General features: G+C 72.7%; 15 protein-coding genes. 9 read left to right on the top strand and 6 right to left on the bottom strand.

Annotation, left to right across the window (positions count from 1 at the left end):
- Nucleotides 1-2,258, top strand: a 2,258-nt coding sequence (locus tag QL985_RS09215) for an ATP-dependent DNA helicase RecG (protein WP_356765747.1), incomplete at its 5' end; no start/stop codon positions are given.
- A complete protein-coding gene (locus tag QL985_RS09210; RefSeq protein ID WP_059280913.1) occupies nucleotides 2,255-2,875 on the top strand; it encodes an RsmD family RNA methyltransferase in 621 nt (206 codons plus the stop codon). The genes QL985_RS09215 and QL985_RS09210, both read left to right, overlap by 4 nt.
- A gap of 43 nt (nucleotides 2,876-2,918) precedes the next feature.
- Here the strand turns inward: QL985_RS09210 and QL985_RS09205 are convergent, their stop codons facing one another.
- On the bottom strand, nucleotides 2,919-4,160 hold the full coding sequence (locus tag QL985_RS09205; protein ID WP_059280914.1) for an aminotransferase class I/II-fold pyridoxal phosphate-dependent enzyme: 1,242 nt from the start codon (nucleotides 4,158-4,160) through the stop codon (nucleotides 2,919-2,921).
- A gap of 180 nt (nucleotides 4,161-4,340) precedes the next feature.
- On the opposite strand from QL985_RS09205, the gene coaD reads away from it, so the two are divergent.
- The 5 genes from coaD to mutM all read left to right on the top strand — a co-directional run bounded on the left by coaD (nucleotide 4,341) and on the right by mutM (nucleotide 7,428).
- Entirely contained in the window at nucleotides 4,341-4,811 is a 471-nt protein-coding gene (gene coaD, locus QL985_RS09200) for a pantetheine-phosphate adenylyltransferase (RefSeq protein WP_059280915.1), read from the top strand.
- Between the two features lie 177 nt (nucleotides 4,812-4,988).
- Complete coding sequence (locus QL985_RS09195; RefSeq protein ID WP_019308957.1) at nucleotides 4,989-5,579, top strand: YceD family protein; 591 nt, start codon at nucleotides 4,989-4,991, stop codon at nucleotides 5,577-5,579.
- Nucleotides 5,580-5,581: 2 nt separating this feature from the next.
- Nucleotides 5,582-5,785, top strand: a complete 204-nt coding sequence (gene rpmF / locus QL985_RS09190; protein ID WP_012398114.1) for a 50S ribosomal protein L32 — start codon at nucleotides 5,582-5,584, stop codon at nucleotides 5,783-5,785.
- A 1-nt stretch (nucleotide 5,786) separates the two neighbouring features.
- Nucleotides 5,787-6,491, top strand: a complete 705-nt coding sequence (gene rnc, locus QL985_RS09185; protein ID WP_019308958.1) for a ribonuclease III — start codon at nucleotides 5,787-5,789, stop codon at nucleotides 6,489-6,491.
- A gap of 7 nt (nucleotides 6,492-6,498) precedes the next feature.
- A complete protein-coding gene (gene mutM / locus QL985_RS09180; RefSeq protein ID WP_019308959.1) occupies nucleotides 6,499-7,428 on the top strand; it encodes a bifunctional DNA-formamidopyrimidine glycosylase/DNA-(apurinic or apyrimidinic site) lyase in 930 nt (309 codons plus the stop codon).
- Between the two features lie 145 nt (nucleotides 7,429-7,573).
- Here the strand turns inward: mutM and QL985_RS09175 are convergent, their stop codons facing one another.
- From QL985_RS09175 to QL985_RS09165, 3 genes are all read right to left on the bottom strand, one after another.
- Complete coding sequence (locus tag QL985_RS09175; RefSeq protein WP_256388770.1) at nucleotides 7,574-8,755, bottom strand: NAD-dependent epimerase/dehydratase family protein; 1,182 nt, start codon at nucleotides 8,753-8,755, stop codon at nucleotides 7,574-7,576.
- A gap of 212 nt (nucleotides 8,756-8,967) precedes the next feature.
- Nucleotides 8,968-11,697, bottom strand: coding sequence for an alpha/beta fold hydrolase (locus QL985_RS09170; protein WP_019308961.1), 2,730 nt, complete (start codon nucleotides 11,695-11,697; stop codon nucleotides 8,968-8,970).
- Between the two features lie 26 nt (nucleotides 11,698-11,723).
- The gene (locus tag QL985_RS09165) at nucleotides 11,724-12,749 is read right to left on the bottom strand and encodes a 3-oxoacyl-ACP synthase III (protein ID WP_019308962.1); all 1,026 of its coding nucleotides are present in this window, start codon (nucleotides 12,747-12,749) and stop codon (nucleotides 11,724-11,726) included.
- Nucleotides 12,750-13,034: 285 nt separating this feature from the next.
- Between QL985_RS09165 and smc the strand changes: the two genes are divergently transcribed.
- The gene (smc, locus tag QL985_RS09160; RefSeq protein ID WP_259906146.1) at nucleotides 13,035-16,679 is read left to right on the top strand and encodes a chromosome segregation protein SMC; all 3,645 of its coding nucleotides are present in this window, start codon (nucleotides 13,035-13,037) and stop codon (nucleotides 16,677-16,679) included.
- Nucleotides 16,680-16,726: 47 nt separating this feature from the next.
- Here the strand turns inward: smc and QL985_RS09155 are convergent, their stop codons facing one another.
- Entirely contained in the window at nucleotides 16,727-17,332 is a 606-nt protein-coding gene (locus tag QL985_RS09155) for a hypothetical protein (RefSeq protein ID WP_039101897.1), read from the bottom strand.
- Nucleotides 17,329-18,696, bottom strand: coding sequence for an MFS transporter (locus QL985_RS09150; protein ID WP_039101896.1), 1,368 nt, complete (start codon nucleotides 18,694-18,696; stop codon nucleotides 17,329-17,331). Before QL985_RS09150 ends, QL985_RS09155 begins: the two co-directional genes overlap by 4 nt.
- Nucleotides 18,697-18,727: 31 nt before the next feature.
- Here QL985_RS09150 and ftsY point away from each other — a divergent pair, with 31 nt between their 5' ends.
- Nucleotides 18,728-19,846, top strand: coding sequence for a signal recognition particle-docking protein FtsY (gene ftsY, locus QL985_RS09145; RefSeq protein WP_039101895.1), 1,119 nt, complete (start codon nucleotides 18,728-18,730; stop codon nucleotides 19,844-19,846).
- Nucleotides 19,847-19,964 lie beyond the last annotated feature (118 nt).

Genomic DNA, 19,964 nt, shown 5'->3' with positions numbered 1-19,964 from the left:
CCGCCCCGCCCCCGGCGCAGACGCGGTCCCACTCGGCCTTCGTGGGGCTGCTGGACCAGCCGCTCACCCGCTACGTCCCCGGCTCCTCGCCGCGCTCCACCGTGGCCCTGCTCGCCAAGGACCTCGGAATCACCACCGTGGGCCAGCTGCTGGACCACGCACCGCGGCGCTACATCCACCGGGGCAGGATCCAGGCGCTCACGGACCTCGTGGCCGGGGAACGGACGTCGTTCGTGGCCCGCGTTGAGTCCTCCAGCACCCGCCGCATGCGCAGCGATCCCCGGCGCAGTCTCACGGACGTCGTGGTGGCGGATGATTCCGGGGCCCAGCTGAAGATCACGTTCTTCAACGCCTACTCCGCGCAGAAGGACCTCCCGGTGGGATCCCTGGCCCTGTTCACGGGCAAACCCGAGTTCTACCGGGGTGAGCTGTCCATGACGGGGGCGGACTACGCGCCCGTGGAGACCCCCGAGGCCGTGTCCGGGGCCTCGTCGGAGACCGGTGAGCTGATGCCCATCCCGGTGTACCCGGAGGCCGGCAAGCTGACCACGCCGAGGATCGGCAAGGTGGTGCAGCAGCTGCTGCTCACCGCTGACCTGGACTCTCTCGAGGACCCGCTCTCTCCGCAGCTGCGGGACGCGGAGGAGCTGCCGCCCCTGGGCCAGGCCTACCGGGACCTGCACCGCCCCGAGACGGTCGAGGCGTACGAGCGGGCCCGCCGTCGGTTCCGCTTCCAGGAAGCGTTCGTTCTGCAGACCGAGCTCGTCCGCCGGCGGGCGGAGCACGCGTCCCACCCGGCGGATCCGCGCCCGCCGCGCGAGGACGGAATCCTCGCGAGTTTCGACGCGGCCTTGCCGTTCGCGCTGACCCCTGGACAGCGCGAGGTGGGGGAGCAGATCTCGGACGAGCTCGCGGGCACCGCGCCCATGAACCGGCTGCTGCAGGGTGACGTGGGGTCCGGCAAGACCGTGGTGGCCCTTCGTGCCATGCTGCAGGTGGTGGACCACGGTGGCCAGGCCGCGATGCTCGCGCCCACCGAGGTGCTCGCCACCCAGCACTACGAGAAGATCACGGCCGCGCTCGGCCCGCTCGCCGAGCCCGGTCGGCTCGGCGGGGACTCCCTGGCCACGGGCGTCACCCTGCTCACGGGCAGCATGTCCGTGCCCGCGCGACGCAGGGCCCTGCTGGACATTGCGAGCGGGGCCTCCGGGATCGTGGTGGGCACTCACGCCCTCATCCAGGAGAACGTGCAGTTCGCGGACCTCGGGCTGGCCGTGGTGGACGAGCAGCACCGTTTCGGCGTGGAGCAGCGGGACGCCCTGCGGGGCAAGGCCGCGAGCACACCGCACACCCTCGTGATGACCGCCACGCCCATTCCGCGCACCGTGGCCATGACGGTCTTCGGGGACCTGGACGTCTCCACCCTGCGCGAGCTGCCCGGGGGCCGCCGCCCCATCACCACCCACGTGGTGGGTCTCGCGGAGCACGGGCCCTCGTGGGAGCGCCGGGTCTGGTCCCTCGCCGCGGAGCACGTGGCCGCAGGACGGCAGGTCTACGTGGTGGCACCCAAGATCGGCGACGACGCCGCCCTGCCGCCCTTCGCGTCCCTGCGCGCCTCCCTGGAGGCCCAGCAGGAGGAGCCGGAACCCGCCACCGTGGCGTGGCTCCAGGAGCTCGTGGCTGCCCAGCCCGAGCTGCGCTCCGCGCGGATCGCGGTGCTGCACGGGCGCCAGGACACCGGCACGAAGGCCGAGACCATGGCGGCGTTCGACGCCGGCGAGGTGGACGTGCTCGTGTCCACCACCGTGGTGGAGGTGGGGGTGGACGTGCCCAACGCCACGCTCATGGTGGTGGTGGACCCGGAGCGTTTCGGCATCTCCCAGCTCCACCAGCTGAGGGGCCGGATCGGACGTGGCGAGCACGCGAGCACGTGCCTGCTGGTCACCCGTGTGGCACCGGACCACCCCGCGCGGGCCCGGCTGGAGGCGGTGGCCGCCACCACGGACGGCTTCGAGCTCGCGGAGGCGGACCTGAAGCTCCGCAAGGAGGGGGACATCCTCGGGGCCTCCCAGTCCGGCGGGCGTTCCGGGCTGCGCTGGGTGGGCGCCCTGCGGGACGAGGCGCTCGTGGCACGGGCCCGGAACGCCGCGGAGGCCGTCATCCGGGAGGACCCAGGGCTCGGGAACCACCCCGTGCTGCGGGAGAGCATCGAGCGTGTGCTGGACGAGGACCGACAAGCATTTCTGGAGCGAGGATGACACGCATCATTGCCGGCCGCGCCGGGGGACAGTACCTCAAATCCGTGCCGGGCTCGGCCACCCGGCCCACCACGGACCGCGTCAAGGAGTCCCTGTTCGGCAGGCTGGACGCGTGGGGGATGTGCGAGGACGCCCGCGTGCTGGACCTCTTCGCCGGCTCCGGCGCCCTCGGGCTGGAGGCCGCCAGCCGGGGGGCCTCCACGGTCACTCTCGTGGAGAAGGCCGGGGCCGCGGCCAGGGTGTGCCGGGAGAACGCGGCGCTGCTGGCGGCGTCGTGCCCCGGGGTGAAGATCACCACGGTGCACGCCGGCGTCGCCGGCTACCTCGGGCGGGCTCCCTTCCACCGCTGGGACCTCGTGCTCGCGGATCCGCCCTATCCGCTGGAGAACGAGGAGCTCGCGCGCATGCTCTCGCTGCTCGTGGGGAGGCTGGGGCCGGGCGGGGTGATCGCGGTCGAGCGGTCGGCACGCACCGGGGAACCGGCGTGGCCAAAGGGGCTGCGCCGTTTCGAGACCAGCGAGCACGGGGAGACGGTCATCTGGTACCTGGAGGCGGACGAGGAGTCGGCGACGGCCACCGCACAGGACGCGGCCGAGGGCGGCGCCGCGCACGGCTGACGGATCGTCGCCCGCCGCACGGGAGACCGCGCGGCGGGCGGGCTCAGAGAGCCGCGACCAGCCCGGCCATCGCGGCGCGCAGCACGTCCGTGCGCTTGCAGAAGGCGAGCCGTAGCCAGTCCGCGTACAGACCCTGGTTGGCGGGGCCCGCGAACGCCGACACCGGAATGCCCACGACGCCCGCGTTCTCTGCCCAGTGCTGGGCCAGCCCGGCAGCGTCGGCCACACCGGCCAGGGGGTAGTGGTCGCTCACGTCCGCCACCGCGAAGAACGTGCCCTGCGGTTCGGGCGGGGTGAGACCCGCGGCCCGCAGACCGGACACCACCACGTCCCGGCGCTCGCGGTAGTCCTCCCGGAGGCCGTCGAAGAACTGCGGGGGCAGGGAGAGGGCGGCCGCCACGGCGTGCTGCAGCGGGGCCGCCGCGCTGTGGGACAGGTACGTCTTCACGGCCACGACGCCGCGCAGCAGCTCACGCGGTCCGGTCACCCAGCCCACGCGCCACCCCGTGGCGGAGAACGTCTTGCCCGCGGAGGACACGCTCAGCGTGCGCGACGCCGCGCCGGGGAGAGTGCTCAGCGGCCGGTGGGGCCCGTCGAAGCGCAGGTGCTCGTAGACCTCGTCGGTGACCACCACGGCGTCGAACTCCGTGGCCAGCTCCACGACCAGCTCCTGGAACTCCCGGGAGGCCACCGTGCCCGTGGGGTTGTGGGGGTCGTTGAGCACCACGGCGCGGGTGCGCGGGGAGAACGCCGCGCGCACGTCGTCGGGGTCGGGTGTGAACGCGGGCGGCAGCAGCGGCACGGGGACCGCGGTGGCTCCCGCGAACTCCACCACGGCGCCGTAGAGGTCGTAGCGGGGCTCGAACAGCACCACCTCGTCGCCGGGCTGCAGGAGGGACAGCAGCGCCGCTGTGACCCCCTCGGTGGCGCCGGCGCACACGAGCACCTCCGTGTCCGGATCCACGTCCAGACCGTAGTGCGTGGCCTGGTGCGCGGCGATGGCCTCACGGAGCGCGGGGACCCCGATGATGGGGGCGTACTGGTGGTGACCGGCCTGCAGGGCGGCCGCCGCGGCGTCGAGCATCTGCTGCGGCGGATCGAAGTCGGGGAAGCCCTGGCCCAGGTTGATTGATCCGGTGCGCCGGGCCAGGCCTGTCATCTCCTCGAACACCGTGGAGCGCAGGCCCCCGGCGGCGTCCAGGAGCCCTCCGCCGGCGGCCATGCGCTGCCAGGGCGCGCGGACGGCGGACGCGGGGGAGGAGAGGTTCTCAGCGGCGGATGTCATGGGCCCAGTCTAGGAACTCCCACCTCACCGCTCGCGGGTGGGCACCTGCGGGTGGAGCATCGGTGGAGCTGTGCTCCTGGTTCAACCGTGGACGCGGGTGCCCACTTTCGGGTGGTGCGCGGCTCGGCGCGGCCGGGATCTCAGACCCCGGACGAGGCCCGGTGCCGCTAGTGTGGGCGCATGCGACGCGCCATCTGCCCGGGTTCCTTCGACCCCCTGCACCTCGGTCACTGCGCGGTCATCCGCCGCGCCACCCACATCTTCGACGAGGTGGTCGTGGCGGTGTCCACGAACCCGAACAAGAGCCACCGTTTCAGCGAGGCGCAGCGGATCGAGCTGGTGCGCCGGGTCTTCGCGGACGAGCCCGCCGTGGTCGTGGAGCCACTGGAGTCCGGACTGATCGCGGACTACGCCGAGCGCCGGGAGGCCGTGGCCCTGGTCAAGGGTCTGCGCAACGGCGCGGACTACGACTACGAGTTGCCCATGGCCACCATGAACCGCTCGCTGACCGGCGTGGAGACCGTGTTCCTGCCCGGGGAACCCTCACTGCTGCACGTGTCCTCCTCCCTGGTCATGGAGGTGGCCGCTCTCGGCGGGGACATCGCGTCCTTCGTGCCGCCCGAGGTGCTGCACGCCATCCAGATCCGCTGAGCGGTCGGAGTCGGACCGGGAGCGCCGGGCGGGCCGCGACCCGCAGTTGCCTGCCCGCGCGCGGTTACGCGGGCCCGCGCAGAGCGTGGGCAGAGCGTGGGCAGTGCTGCGGGATGAACCGCGGTCCTGCCGCGTGCTAGGATATTCTGTCGGCCAGTGTCGTTAGCCAGGAGTTCCGTGAATCACCGCAACAGTTCAGCCCTCGCGTACAACGTCAGGGAGCTGCAACACCGCCCGGGGACCATGGACACCCTGGATGTCGAGGCACCCGCACCGAAGGACTTCGGTACGGCGCTCATCGGTTCGCCCGAGGGCGCGCCCATGGAGCTGCAGCTGCGCCTGGAATCCGTCCACGACGGTATCCTGGTGTCCGGAACCGTGATCGTCAGTGTTCACGGGGAGTGCAGCAGATGCCTCGACCCCATTGACTACGAACTACCGGTCGACGTGCAAGAGCTTTTCGTCTTCGAACCGTCTCCGCAGGGTGACGAGAACGTCGAGGACGAGCAAGTGTATGAGGTGCGGGACGAGGAGATCGACCTCGAACCGATGCTTCGGGACGCAGTGATCACTCAGCTGCCGTTCCAACCGGTGTGCCGGGCCGAGTGCCCGGGCCTGTGCGCCCAGTGCGGCGCACGGCTCGAGAACGACCCGGAGCACCACCACGACGTGAAGGATCCCCGCTGGTCCGCCCTCGCAGGGCTGCTGACCGACTCGGAGGATCCGGAACCGTCGGAGCCGACAACCGACACGAGAGAAGAGAGATAGCCGTGGCTGTTCCCAAGCGGAAAATGTCCCGTGCGAATACCCGCATGCGCCGGTCCCAGTGGAAGGCTCAGGCCCCCAAACTGGTGAAGACCGTGGAGAATGGCAAGGTCAGCTACAGCCTGCCGCACCAGGCCAAGCTGGTCTCCGATTCCGCCGGCACCCCCTTGTTCTACGAGTACAAGGGTCGCAAGGTCGCTGACGCGTAAGGTGACCGCTTTGCCGGATCCCGGCGAACTGCTTGAGCGTCTCGGTGTCGATCTCGACACCGAGACGCTTCGCATTGCGCTGACGCACCGCTCCTACGCGTACGAGCACCCGGGGGAGGTGCACAACGAACGCCTGGAGTTCCTGGGGGACGCCGTGCTGCAGCTCGCGGTCACGGACGAGATCTACCACCGCTACCCCGAGTGGGACGAGGGGCGCCTGGCCAAGCTGCGCGCCTCGGTGGTCTCCGCCCGCGCGCTGGCCGGTGTGGCCCGTTCCCTGGGGCTGGGCCCGCACATCCGCCTGGGCAAGGGCGAGGTGCGCACCCACGGCAGTGACAAAGCATCGATCCTCGCGGACACCACGGAGGCCGTCATCGGCGCCGTGTACGAGTCCCTGGGGCCCGTGCCCGCGCGTGACCTTGTGCTGCGGATGATGATCCCCCTGCTCGAGGACACCCGGGTGCTGCACGAGGGCAAGGACTGGAAGACCCACATCGTGGAGCTCGTGGCACAGCACGGTCTGGGGACCGTGCGCTACGAGGTGGAGGGTACCGGCCCCGACCACGAACGCCACTTCACGGCGGATGCCGTGGTGGACGGGCAGGTGCTCGGCCACGGGGAGGGCACGTCCAAGAAGGCCGCCGAGCGCGCCGCGGCCGCCGCCGCGTGCGAGGCCCTGGCCACACGTCTGCCCGCGAAGGGCTGAGCGCACCGTGCCCGAGCTGCCCGAGGTCGAGGTGGTCCGCCGCGGCGTCGAGCGCTGGGTGGTTGGCCGCACCGTCGAGTCCGTGCAGGTCTTCGACGCCCGTTCCCTGCGCCGCCACACCGCTGGTGTCCTGGACTTCCAGGAGCGCCTGGCCGGGTTGAGCGTGGACTCCGCACAGCGGCGCGGCAAGTTCCTGTGGCTCCCGCTGCGGGAGCGCCCCGGCAGCGAGCCGTCGCAGGCGCTGCTCGTGCACCTGGGCATGAGCGGCCAGCTCCTGGTGGCCTCCGCGGACCAGCCGCAGCCGCGCCACGAGCGCATCCGCCTCGCCCTCTCTCCGGCCCACGACGACGCCGGTGCCGCCCTCCCGGAGCAGGCCCGGTTCGTGGACCAGCGGATCTTCGGCGGCATGCTCCTCGATCCGCTCGTGCCCAGCACGGACGGTCACGGCACGGTGCCGGAGCACGCCGCGCACATTGCGCGCGACCCCCTGGACCCGCTCTTCGACGTGGACGCCTTCCACACCGCCCTGCGACGACGCCGCACGGGCCTGAAGCGCGCGCTGCTGGACCAGGGGCTGATCTCCGGGATCGGGAACATCTACGCGGACGAGGCTCTGTGGGCCGCCCGGCTGCACTGGGCCGCACCCACCGAGACGATGACCGCGCCCCGCACCCGCGCACTGGTGGCGGCGTGCCAGGAGGTCATGCGCCGCGCGCTGGCGGCGGGCGGCACGAGCTTCGACTCGCTGTACGTCAACGTGAACGGGGAGTCCGGGTACTTCTCACGCTCGCTCAACGCCTACGGCCGGGCGGGGCAACCCTGCCCGCGCTGCGCGGCGGCAGGGGAGGACGGCGTGATCGTGCGCGAGCAGTTCGCGAACCGCTCCTCGTACCGGTGCTCGCGGTGCCAGAGGCGGCCCAGGCGGTTCAGAGCGTAGCCCCCGCCGTGAGCCACAGGGGGTGGGCGGTCCCGGTCCCGTGAGGCCGTCCCTGACCCATCGGTGGCGGATCTGCCGCGGCCCGGAACGAGCGGTGCCCGCGACCGTGCGGTCGCGGGCACCGTGGCGCTCAGAGAGGACAACATCACTCCAGCGAGCGCACGCTCTGCAGGTCCGTGGACAGGTTGCTGTTCTCGCTGTCAGAGGCCACCGAGGCGCTCTCGGCGCGGGCGCGCTGCTCGTCCGCGACGTCCTCCACGCGCTCCAGGGACACCGACCCGGTGTTGCGCTGCGGGCGCGGGTGGTCCTGGTAGTACGCGGCCAACCGGGCAAAGCCCTCGTCCAGGCTCACGGACGGAGTCCAGTCCAGCAGCTTTCGGGTCTCGCTCTGGTCGAACCAGTGCGCCGTGGAGAGCTGCTCGGCGAGGAACTCGGTCATGGGCGGCTCTCCGTCGCCCGCGCGCAGCTTGGCGGGCAGGTGCGGCCACACGGTCTCGATCACGCGGCCCGCGAGGCGCGCCGCCTTGCCCGGCACCGAGCGCGTGGGCGCGGGAGAGCCGGTGGCCCGGCACATCCGGGCGATCAGCTCGCCCACGGGGCGCGGCTCGCCGTTGGTGAGCACCAGGGCCCGGCCGTGCACGTGGTCGATGCGCTGCAGCGCCCGGACGATGCCCTCGGAGGCGTTGTCGATGTACGTGGTGTCGATCATCGCGGCACCGTGGTCAAGGTTGGGCATGCGCCCGGCGGCCGCACGGTCCGCCACGCGCTCCACGAGCTGCGTGTCCCCGGGGCCCCACACGATGTGCGGGCGCACGGCGGCCACCTTGAGGTCCCGCTGCCCGTCCATGCTCAGGGCCAGCAGCTCGGCCGCAGCCTTGGAACGGGCGTAGTTGCCGCGCGCATTCTCCGGGTCAGCGGGCTCCGCGCCCGCTCCCTCGATCGAGACCCCGGTGTGGGCCACGGAGGGGGAGGACACGAACACCACGTTCTTCACGCCGGCGTTCTGCGCCTGGCACAGCAGGATGCGCGTGCCCGTGACGTTGACGCGCACGAACTCGGACCAGTCCCCGGTGAAGGAGACCTTGGCGGCCAGGTGCACGACGTCGTCCACGCCGTCCAGTGCGCGGGCCACGTCCTCGGGATCGGTCACCGAACCCAGCACCTCGTCCACGCCCTCGCGCTCGGCCACGGGAGCGTGACCGCGCTGGAACACGCGCACCTTCCAGCCGTGCGCAAGCAGCACGCGGGCGACGTCGCCGCCGAGCATTCCGGACGCGCCCGTCACCAGGACGGTGCGGCCCGTGCCGTCGAGCTCGCCGTGGGTCACCGTGGCACCGCCGCGGTCCGGGTCCGCGATCTGTGCGGAGCCGGAGACGTCAGCACCCTGGGCATCGGGCCGAGCGGAAGGCTCGGACGAGGCCGGCGAGGACGCCGAGGAGGTGGGCCGGGGCGCCGCAGCCGGGCGGGCGGCGTCGGTGGCCGGTGCGCGGTGGCGCCCGGTGCCGCTGGGCTGTGCGGGGGTGTCGCGGGGATCGTCGCTCACAGTGAACTCAGCTTTCCGGTGGCCAGGGCGCGCTCGGCCCAGTCACTCAATTCGGCTCGGTCGATCTTGGAGTTGTGACGGATGTCGGTGGGGTGCTCCGGGACCACCAGCACCGCGCTGACGGGCAAGCCCGTGGTGGCGTGCACCGTGGTCCGGATGCGCTCGGTCAGCTCCGGGGACGCCAGCGCCGGTGCGGACGCGGCGGGATCGGTCTCGATGACCGCCACCGCGGACTGGGACCCAGCAGGACCCACGCCCACCACGGCGGCGCGGCCGACCCCGGGGACGGTCTGCGCGGCGTGCTCGGCCGCCACGGAGGAGACCGGGCCGTCGGACATGGTGATCACGTGCGCCAGTCGGCCCTCGTACCAGAGCCGCTCACGGGCGTCGAAGTGCCCGACGTCGCCCGTGCGGTGCCAGCCCGGGGTCCCGTCCGAGGCACGCTCGGTGATCCAGAGCCGGTCGTAGTGGTCCTTGGCGTGCGGGGCGCGGGCCACGATCTCGCCGGTGACGCCGGGGGTGGTGACGATCTCCGGGGAGACGGAACCGTCCGCGCGCAGCGGCAGCACGCCCAGCTCGGCACCCGCCACGGGGGTGCCCACGCACACGCCGCCGCCGGCACCGGCCATGCCCGCCTGCGCGTCCTCACGGGCGGTGCGGATCACTCCCAGACTGACGTCCGTGAGCGGCAGCGCCTCGGTCATCCCGTAGGGCGTGTGAAGCTCGGCGGCGGGCATGAGCTCCTGCAGCCGGGCCAGCAGCTCCTCCGGGATGGGGGCGCCCGCGGAGAGCATGAGGTCCACGCGCGCGAGGGCGTCCCGCTCGGCGGGGGCCAGCTCGTCCGCCGTGGCGAGCACGTTGGCGATCGCGGCGGGCGAGGCAAACACGGCGGTCGCGCGGATGGCCATGGTGGCTTCCGCCAGCGCCCGCGCGGTGAGCGTCTTGGGGCTCGTGACGTCCATGTCCGGCGTCACGGACGCCGCGCCCAGGGCGGGGCCCAGCAGGGCGAAGGGTGCGAAGCCCGCCACGAGCCCGGTGCCGGCACGCAGGCCGTACGTGTCACGGATGGTGTCGCGCATCCCGGCCATCTGGCGGTGCGTGTACACCACGCCCTTGGCCGGGCCGGTGGAACCGGAGGTGAACAGCACGGCGGCCTCGGCGTCCGGGTTCACGGCGGGGATCTCGTCCGGGGACACCGTGGTCACGGAGTCCATCAGCTCGGGCACGGTGTGCGCCACGCCCAGCAGCTTCTTGGACACGGGGTCCATGGCGTCCGCGGCGATCCGCGTGCCGGGCCAGCCGAGGGCCCGCGCGCCCACGAGGGCCTTGCGGATGCCGATGAACCAGCGGGGCGAGGAGCCGCGCAGCGCCCGGGTGAGTCCCTGGCGGCCGAGGCCCTGGTCCGCCACCACGATCACCGCACCGATGCGCAGGCACGCGTAGATCAGCGTGGTGAGCATGGACCCGGGCGGCACCATGAGGTTCACGCGGTCCCCGGGGCGCACCCCGGTGCGCAGCAGGGCCACGGCCAGCTGGTCCACGGAGGCGGAGAGCTGCGCCCAGCTCACACTGCGCCGGATGTCCAGCTCGGGGGCGGAGCCGTCCACGGTGGTGGCCACGGGGCCCATGTCCACCACGGCGGGGGAGTCGTCACGACGCCGCGCGTCCAGCTCCGCGAAGAACGGCACGAACGCGGCGCGGCCGCGGGCCCGCTGCTCACGGTGGGTCTCGACGACGGGCTCGGCGTCCCCGAAGCGCTCCTCGAGCCACGTGAACAGCGGGGTGGCGATGTCCCGGGCCTCGGGCAGCAGGTGCTTGGCGCCCTCGAAGCGGTGCACGTCCGCGTGCGGGGCGCGGCGCATGAGGTCGTCCAGGTAGCGCTGCTGGAACACCGGGTCCCCGGTGCCCCACAGCAGCAGCGTGGGGACCTCGCGCGCGCTCATCCGCCCCGCGATCCGCTCGTAGGCGGCGTGGGACGGGTGGTCCTCGGCGGCGGGGATGTCCGCCACGAAGTGGGCGATGCCCTCGCGGCGCTCTCGGGAGGTGTAGGGAGCCTTGTAGGCGCGCTTGACGTCCTTGGACGCCGCGGGATCGCACAGTGCGAGCGTGGTGTCCAGGAACGCGGTGCTCCCGGAGGTCAGCGGCTCGTGCACGGCCCTGTTCAGGGCGAGACGCAGTGCAGAGGGGATGGGCTCGGCGTTGTCGTGGTGCACCGCAGTATTGGTCAGCACGGTGGCCGCGTGGATCGCGGGGTGCTCCTGCGCCCAGCCCTGGGAGATGAGCCCTCCCCAGTCGTGGGCGAGGGTGACCACGGGAAGTCCGGCATCGTCGATCCCCAGAGCGGCGGTGAGGTCGCCGAGATCCTGGACACGGTCCTCGAGGCGGCGGAAGAGTCCGGTGCGCTCGGAGAAGCCCATGTCCAGGTGGTCCACGGCTACCACGCGCCAAGGGTGTTCCAGCTGGCTCGCGGCGCGCAGCACGTCCCGCCACAGGTAGGACCACGTGGGGTTGCCGTGCACTGCCAGGACGATGCCCCGGGGCGTGCGGCCGGAGCGCTCGATCTGCTCGCGATTGTCCAGCACGTGCCACCGCCGCTTCCGGCCGGCCACCGGTTCCACGGGCGCGGACGAGGGCACGGAGAGCGCCGTGGACCACGCCGGGTCGATCCCCGGCAGGGGGGTCTCGGTGAAGGGCAGGCGCTCAGCGCCGGGGTGCTGCGGGGACATGGATCCTCCTCGGGGGTTCGGGGTGCTCACCAGGCGATCTCCATGAGGGTGGTGTTCAGCCCGGACCCCACGCCGAGGCACAGCACCCGCGCTCCGGGTTCCAACCGCTCGGACTCGAGGGCGAGCGTCATGGGCAGCGCGGCGGCGGCCACGTTGCCCCAGTACGGGAACGTGAGGGGCACCTTGGCGGCGTCGATCCCCATGTCCTCGATGAGCTTGTTGGTGTGGGAGTTGGAGACCTGGTGGGTCACGTAGGAATCCATGTTCCGCCAGTCCCAGCCGTCGCGCTCCGCATCCAGCCACGCCTCGACCACGAGTCCCACACCGTGGTTGAGCAGACCGGTGGCGTCCGTGAACATCCCGTCCCAGCCACCGACGCACAGGCGGCTGAACTCGGTGCCGGCGCGGGTCACCGAGCCCACGATCCGGTGGCCGTCCGGGTGGCGGTCCGCGGGGCCCACCACGGCGGCGGCGGCGCCGCAGCCCAGGGTGAGGGTTGCGAACTCCTGGACCACCTGTTCGCGCGTGATGTCGTCCTCGCTCAGCCGTGCGATGGCCGCCTCGTGCCACGGGGAGGGGTCCTCGCCGGCCACCACGAGGGCGTACTCGATGGCGCCCGCGTCGATCATGGAGGAGGCCACGGTGAGGGCGTTGACGAAGCCCAGGCACGCGTTGGTCATGTCGAAGTTCAGGGCGGAGCTGGGCAGGCCCAGGCGCTCGTGGATCCCCACGGCCACGGCGGGCTCGTAGTTGTCGCGCGTGACGGACGCGTTGATGAACAGTCCGATCTGCTCCGGGCGGATGCCGGAGTTCTCCAGGGCGGCCTGGCCGGCCTCGGTGGCGCCGTCGGTGAAGTGGCGTCCGGGGGCCCAGCCGCGGCGCTCCTTGATGCCCGCGAGCCGCTCCAGCAGACCCTTGGGAAGGCGCAGCCGTGTGAAGGTCTTGGCCAACTCCTCATCGAACCGGGTGGACGGGATCACCACGTCCGCTTCCGTCTTGGTCACCGACAGGATGGCGGCGTTGCGGTTTCTGATGGTGGAGTTACCGGTCAATGTGGCGCTTTCGATCAGACGCCACCCGTACCGTCAAGGAATCGATCGTTCGTGATGGACCTCGGCGCTCGGGTGAACAAGCGGGCTGGACCGGCCCAGTCTAGCGGTCCTGTCTGACAGGTTCCTCGGGGTGCGCGCCGCGTTCGTCCCGCGGTGCCTGGATGCGGTCCCGCGCCGGGCGGCACCGCGGCACCGGATCGGTCCGAGCGGACCCCGGGTAGAATCGGGGCCCACCCCTTCACGGCCTCCCGAAGAGCCGACCGCCAGACCCAGGAGATCCCCCGCGTGCACTTGAAGACCCTCACCGTGCGTGGTTTCAAGTCCTTCGCCTCCGCCACCACGTTCCACTTCGAACCGGGTGTCACGGCCGTGGTGGGTCCCAACGGCTCCGGCAAGTCCAACGTGGTGGACGCCCTCGCGTGGGTCATGGGGGAGCAGGGCGCCAAGTCCCTGCGCGGCGGCAAGATGGAGGACGTCATCTTCGCGGGCACCTCCGCCCGCTCCGCACTGGGCCGCGCGCACGTGTCCCTGACCATCGACAACGCCGACGGCGCCCTGCCGATCGAGTACTCCGAGGTCACCATCTCGCGCACCCTGTTCCGCTCGGGCGGCTCCGAGTACGCGATCAACGGCCGCTCGTGCCGCCTGCTGGACATCCAGGAGCTGCTCTCGGACTCGGGGCTGGGCCGCGAGATGCACGTGATCGTGGGCCAGGGCCAGCTGGACCGGATCCTGCAGGCCACCCCGGAGGACCGCCGCGGGTTCATCGAGGAGGCCTCCGGGATCCTCAAGCACCGCCGCCGCAAGGAGAAGACCCTGCGCAAGCTGGAGTCGGTGCAGCAGAACCTGGACCGCCTGGAGGACCTCACCGGTGAGATCGAACGCCAGCTCACCCCGCTGGGGCGCCAGGCCCGCACGGCCCGGAAGGCCCAGCGCATCCAGTACGACGTGCGGGACGCCCGCGCCCGGCTGCTCGCGGACGACGTCGTGGCGGCCCGCGCGGGGATGGAGGCGGACGAGGGCGCTGGAGCGGCCGCGCGGGAGCGCCGTGACGAGCTGGAGAGGACCACGGCGGAGCTCGCCCGTCGGCTGCAGGAGACGGAGGCGGCTGCCGCCCGCACCGCTCCGGCACTGAACGAGGCGCGCACGAGCTGGTACGAGCTGAGCACGGTGCGGGACAGCTACCGGGCCCTGGCCACCCTGGCCCAGGAGCGGCGTCGGCTGCTGGGCAGCACCGAGGAGGCCCCCGCGCAGGGACGGGACGCGGACGCCCTGGAGGAGCAGGCCGCGCGCACCCGCGCGGAGGCAGAGCAGCTGGCCGAGCGGGTCACCGAGGCCCAGCAGGGTCTGGAGCGTGCCCAGCAGTCCCGCGCCGAGGCGGAGGACGCGGCGCGGGCCGCCGAGAAGCGCTCTGCGGAGCTCGTGCGGCAGGCCGCGGACCGGCGCGCGGGTCAGGCGCGGCTCGCGGCCGCCGTGACCGCGGCGCGTTCCGGGGTGGGCTCGGCTGAGGCGGACGTGGAGCGCGTGCGCCGGGAGATCTCGGACGTGGTGGAGCGCGCGGAGCGGGCCCGTCTGGAGACCTCCTCCCTGCAGGAGGCCGCCGAGAGCGCGACGGCCCGGGCCGAGCAGGCCGCCGAGCGCGCCCGTGACGCCGAGGAGAGGGCCGACGCCGCCCGCGCGCTGTCCCGCGCGGCGGACGCCCGGCGGCAGCAGAGCGCGAGCGAGCTGCACACCCACACCGTGCGCGTGGACACCCTGCGGCAGTCCCTGCGCCAGCCGGACGGCTCCGCCTCCGTGGCGGACGTGGTGCCCGTGCTCGGGGACGTCCCCCGCTCCGTGCGCGTGGCCCCCGGCTGGGAGCGCGCGGTGGCCGCCGCACTGGGGCCGTGGTCCGACGCGCTCGCGGTGGCCTCCCACACGGGCGCCGCGCGGATCCTCGCCCACCTGGCCGACGCCGGGTCCGGGCGGGTCCACCTGCTGGTCGCCGACGAAGCACACGCGTCCGAGCCCCCGGAGCTCCCGCTGCCCGACGGCTGCGTTCTCGCGCGGGCGGTGCTGTCCGCCGCGGTGACGGACGACGCCGCGGCTGCGGACCGTGTGCTGGCCGCCGTGCGTGCCGAGCTGGCCACCACGGTCCTGGTCCCGGACGCCTCCGCCGCACTCACCATGCTCGACGCCGCCCGCGCCCTCGGCCAGGCGGGTCGCGGCGTGCGCGTGGTCACCCGGGACGGGGACGTCTACGGCGGCCACCGCGTGCAGGGCGGGGCCACGGAGGCGGCGGGCAACCTCGAGATCATGGCGCTGCTCGACCAGGCCGAGGGGGAGACCACCGCGCTGGAGACGGCGGCGCGGCGCGCCGCGGAGGCCGCCCGGAGTGCCGAGCAGGACAGCGCGGCCGCCGTCCAGGAGGCGCGCGAGGCCACCCGGGACCTGCAGCGTGCGCAGAAGGACGCCGCCGCGGCAGGTGCGGCGTCGAGCAGGGCGGAGGCCACGGCGTCGTCGGCGGACTCCGAGCTGGCGCGGCGCCGGGAGGTGCTCACGACCGCCGAGGAACGGCTCGCCCGGCGCGCCGCCGAGCTGGACGAGGCGTTGCGGCGCGCGGAGGCCGTGGAGACCGGCGACGAGGAGAGCCTGGAACGCGAGCAGCTCGAGGCCGCCGCCGAGCGCAACCGGGCCGAGGCGCGGGCCAAGGCGGCCCGGGAGGCCGAGACGCAGGCGCGGCTCGCGCTGCGCGGGCTCGAGGAGCAGCACCGTCACATCGTGTCCCGGGCGGAGGCCCAGGCACGTGCCGCGCGCTCCGAGCGCGCGGCACGCGCGGAAGCGGCCCGGCGTGCCGAGCGGCGCCGGGTGCAGGCCGCGGTGGCGCGTGCCGTCGAGACCGCTGCCGCGCACCTTCGGGAGTCCGCGGAGGCATCGGCCAGGGAGGCCGCTGCCGAGCGGGACGAGATCGAGACGCGCCGCGCCGGGCTGGACGAGGCCGCCCAGCGGCTGCGCGCCGAGCGTGACCGCGTGGGGGCGGAGCTCGCTGAGCTCACGGGGAAGCTGCACCGCGCGGAGCTGGACCTCGCGCAGCGCCGCGCCAGGCTGGAGGGTCTGGAGGCCACCGCTCTCGAGGAACTCGGGATGACCCCGGACTTCCTGGTGGACCACTACGGTCCCCACCTGCCGGTCCCGGACGCGGACGCCGCGATCGAGGCCGCCCAGACCGCGGAGGACTCCGGCGGCTCCGTGCAGCTCGCCCTGCCCAGCATGACCGATCCCGGCACCCCGTTCCGACGGGAGGAGCAGGAGACCCGGCTGCAGCGGGCCCAGAAGCAGCTCAGGGCGCTGGGGAAGGTGAACCCGCTCGCACTTGAGGAGTTCGCGGCGCTCGAGGAGCGGCACAGGTTCCTGGTCACCCAGCTGGAGGACGTCAAGAACTCGCGCACGGACCTGCGCAACATCATCCGCCAGGTGGACCAGCACGTGGAGGAGGTCTTCGCGGAGGCCTACCGGGACACCGCCGAGCAGTTCGTGTCCGTGTTCGCCACGCTGTTCCCCGGGGGCGAGGGGCGGCTGCGGCTCACGGACCCGGACGACCTGCTCAACTCCGGCGTGGAGGTGGAAGCGCGCCCCGCGGGAAAGAAGATCAAGCGGCTGTCCCTGCTCTCGGGCGGCGAGCGCTCGCTGACCGCCCTGGCGCTGCTGGTGGCCATCTTCAAGGCCCGGCCGTCCCCGTTCTACGTGATGGACGAGGTGGAGGCCGCCCTGGACGACCGCAACCTGGGCCGGCTGCTCACCATCTTCGAGCAGCTCAAGGAGAGCTCGCAGCTGATCATCGTGACCCACCAGAAGCGCACGATGGAGATCGCGGACGCCCTCTACGGAGTGTCCATGCGCGGGGACGGTGTGAGCCTGGTGGTGGGGCAGCAGCTCTCGGAGCTTCGCTAGTCGGTCCCCGCAGACGACGCCGCCCGGTCGCCCTGGCGGCCATCGCGTCAGCCGTCTGTGGTTGGGGCCTCGGTGACGGCTCGTGCGCGGCGGATGAGGGCCGCGCCGCGGCGCCGAACTTCGTTCTCCACGAAGAACTCCGGGGGTGTCTCGTACCACCCGAGGTCGTCCCGGGCCAGTGCCACGATGCCGCACCCGGTCGGTGCCGCGGTGAGCACGATGTCCACGGCGAGCGGCAACGCCTTCCAGCCCTTCATCGACCCCGCACCCCGCCACCGGAAGGTCTCGTCGGAGCCCGTGGCGATGTGGAACGCCGACTCCGTGGTGACCGTCCGGAATTCCGGGGCGACGAACTCCGCGCGCAGCCGCTCGATCACGGCCCCGGGTGCCAGGGGAGACGCCCAGCGGGCCTCCGTGACAATCCGCTCGTGCTGCGGGCGGGCCCGGGAGACGCGGGGCAGCCACCAGTAGCGGAGGAGGACCCAGACACCCGGCAGGACGACCGCAAGAAGTCCAAACAGCATCGGGGTGGTGAGGATGCCCCGGTTGCGCAGCTCCTTCAGGACACCGTTCAACACCAGGGTGACGACGAACATCACGAGGAAGCGGATCAGCGCACGGCGGCGCGGGGACGGTTTCCCCGACCTCGTCATTTGCCGTCCGTCCCGCTCGGACGGGGTCGGCGCGCCTCTGACAGGGCGGTCTCCGGCAGCGTCTCCCGCACCGGCAGCCACGCGAGCGCCGCCAGCAGCATGAGCGCCCCGGACACCCCGAAGGCCCAGCCGAACCCGGCGGCGTCCGCCAGCGCTCCGGCAATGACCGGGCCCGCGATCTGACCGGCGTCCGCGCACATCTGGTACCGGGAGAGCACCTTGCCGCCGGCACGGTCCGGGCCGATCACGTCCGCCACCGCCGCCTGCTGGCCGGGGTTGAGCGTTCCGGAACCGACGCCCGAGAGCAGAGACAGCACCGCGAACGCCACCACGGAGGTGCTGAACCCCACCCCGATGGTCGCGAGCCCGCACACCACCAGACCCGTGAGCACCAGGGGCTTGCGGCCGAGCCGGTCGGTCAGGCGTCCCGTGACCGTGAGCGCGGCGGCATTGCCCACCGCGAACAGCGCGAGGGCCAGTCCAGCCACGGCGGGTCCCTCGCCCACCACCTGGGCCGCGAGCAGCGGCACCAGGGCCACGCGCACGCCCATGGCCGTCCACCCCGTGGAGAAGCTGGAGGCGAGTGCGGCGCGGTAGGCCCCGGCGTCGAGCGCGTCGCGGACCCGCATGGGTGGCTGGGCGGCACCGGTCCGCTTGGCGCCGAGGGTCTCGTCCTTGAGCCGCAGCCACACCACGAGCACCGCCACGACCAGGGCGCCCGCATAGATGAGGAACGGCGCGTGCATCCCCAGTCCGGCCAGGAAACCGCCGAGCACCGGGCCCAGGATCCCGCCCAGCAGGAACGCCGTGGCGTAGTAGCCGGAGACCCGCCCACGCATGTGCCGCGGGGCGAGCCGCACGATCAGCCCCATCGCCGACACGGTGAACATGGTGGAGCCGATCCCGCCGAGCCCCCGGAACACGAGCAGCTGCCAGTAGGTCTGGGCGAACGCGGTGGCCGCGGAGGACAGCGCCACCACGATCAGCCCGATCAGGTACGTGGGGCGCTCGCCGATGCGGTTGACCACCGCCCCGCTCGCGGGCGCGAACACCAGCCGGCACAGGGCGAACGCGCTGATCACCGCGGAGGACGCGGCCACGCCCACGCCGAAACTCGCCGCGAACTGGGGCAGCACCGGGGCCACGAGGCCGTAGCCCAGGGCGATCACGAAGGCCGCCGCGATCAGGACCTTGATGGGCTCGGGGACCTTCTGCCCCGTGGGCGCCGCGGGCGCGGAGGCGTCCGGTGCCGGGGCGTCAGGACCCGGGGCGCGCGGGAGGGGAGAAGGGTCCGGGAGGTGCCGTGCGGCGTCGTCGCCGGACGAGCCGGAGGAACCGGGAGAGCGGGGCGTGGGGTGGGACACGCCTGGCAGTTTATGGGAGATTAGACGGGTGATGACTCCTGAACTGATGTGGATCGTGATAGCCGCCGCGGTGGTGGTGCTGCTCGTGGTGTTCGGCGTGCTGCTGCTGCGCAAACCCAAGGCACCGAAGGGCGGGTACCAGGGCACCCGCGACCTCGACGACGTCCCGGGTCTGGACGAGGGCGAGGTGGTCGAGGACCGCCCGGTCAGCACGCTGGAGCGCCCCGAGTCCGCGCGCGGTCGCCTGGCGCGGCTGCGCGGGCGGCTCGCGAAGTCCAACAACGTTCTCGGCAAGGGCCTGCTCGTGCTGCTCTCGCGCGAGCGCATCGACCAGGACACCTGGGACGAGATCGAGGACACGCTGCTCATGGCGGACCTCGGCACGGACGCGTCCCTGGAGCTCGTGGAGAACCTCAAGAAGCGCGTGCGCGTGGACGGCACCAAGGACCCCGCGCAGCTGAAGACCATGCTGCGCGAGGAGATGCTCGCGCTCGTGGACCCCACCCTGGACCGTTCCCTGCGCACGGAGTCCGCTCCCGGCAAGCCCGCCGTGGTGCTCGTGGTGGGCGTCAACGGCGTGGGCAAGACCACCACGGTGGGCAAGCTGGCCCGCGTGCTCGTGGCCGAGGACAAGGACGTCATGCTCGGCGCCGCGGACACCTTCCGCGCCGCCGCCGCGGACCAGCTCGAGACGTGGGGCGCCCGCGTGGGCGTGCCCACGGTGCGCTCCGAGCAGGAGGGCGCGGACCCCGCCTCCGTGGCGTACGACGCCGTCAAGGCCGGGATCGAGCAGGAGTCCGACGTCGTGCTCGTGGACACCGCCGGCCGTCTGCAGAACAAGGCCGGTCTGATGGACCAGCTCGGCAAGGTCAAGCGGGTGATCGAGAAGGCCGCCGCGGTGGACGAGGTGCTGCTCGTCATCGACGCGACCACCGGGCAGAACGGCATGACCCAGGCACGGGTCTTCGCCGAGGCGGTGGACATCACCGGCATCGTGCTCACCAAGCTGGACGGCACCGCCAAGGGCGGCATCGTGGTGGCCATCCAGCGCGGGCTCGGCGTGCCCGTCAAGCTCATCGGCCTGGGGGAGGGCCCGGACGACCTCGCCCCGTTCAACGCCGAGCAGTTCGTGGACGCGATCATCGACTGACGTACCCGGTTCCCGCACCACGACGGCGCCCGCTCCCATCCGGCGGTTTCTAGGGGTCCTCGCAACACCTGATGGTTATGTGGTTGTCAGTAGATCACGCAGACGCTCGGCTGGGGTA

It is taken from the genome of Kocuria sp. APC 4018, assembly GCF_030407675.1.
In the GTDB taxonomy this organism is placed as follows: domain Bacteria; phylum Actinomycetota; class Actinomycetes; order Actinomycetales; family Micrococcaceae; genus Kocuria; species Kocuria rhizophila.
This window is presented reverse-complemented; position numbering and strand designations above follow the sequence as displayed.

Coding starts and splice junctions, on each gene's coding strand:
- ftsY (WP_039101895.1), top strand. CDS start 18,728: ATGACTCCTGAACTGATGTGGATCGTGATAGCCGCCGCGGTGGTGGTG.
- coaD (WP_059280915.1), top strand. CDS start 4,341: ATGCGACGCGCCATCTGCCCGGGTTCCTTCGACCCCCTGCACCTCGGT.
- QL985_RS09205 (WP_059280914.1), bottom strand. CDS start 4,160: ATGACATCCGCCGCTGAGAACCTCTCCTCCCCCGCGTCCGCCGTCCGC.
- QL985_RS09170 (WP_019308961.1), bottom strand. CDS start 11,697: ATGTCCCCGCAGCACCCCGGCGCTGAGCGCCTGCCCTTCACCGAGACC.
- QL985_RS09210 (WP_059280913.1), top strand. CDS start 2,255: ATGACACGCATCATTGCCGGCCGCGCCGGGGGACAGTACCTCAAATCC.
- QL985_RS09155 (WP_039101897.1), bottom strand. CDS start 17,332: ATGACGAGGTCGGGGAAACCGTCCCCGCGCCGCCGTGCGCTGATCCGC.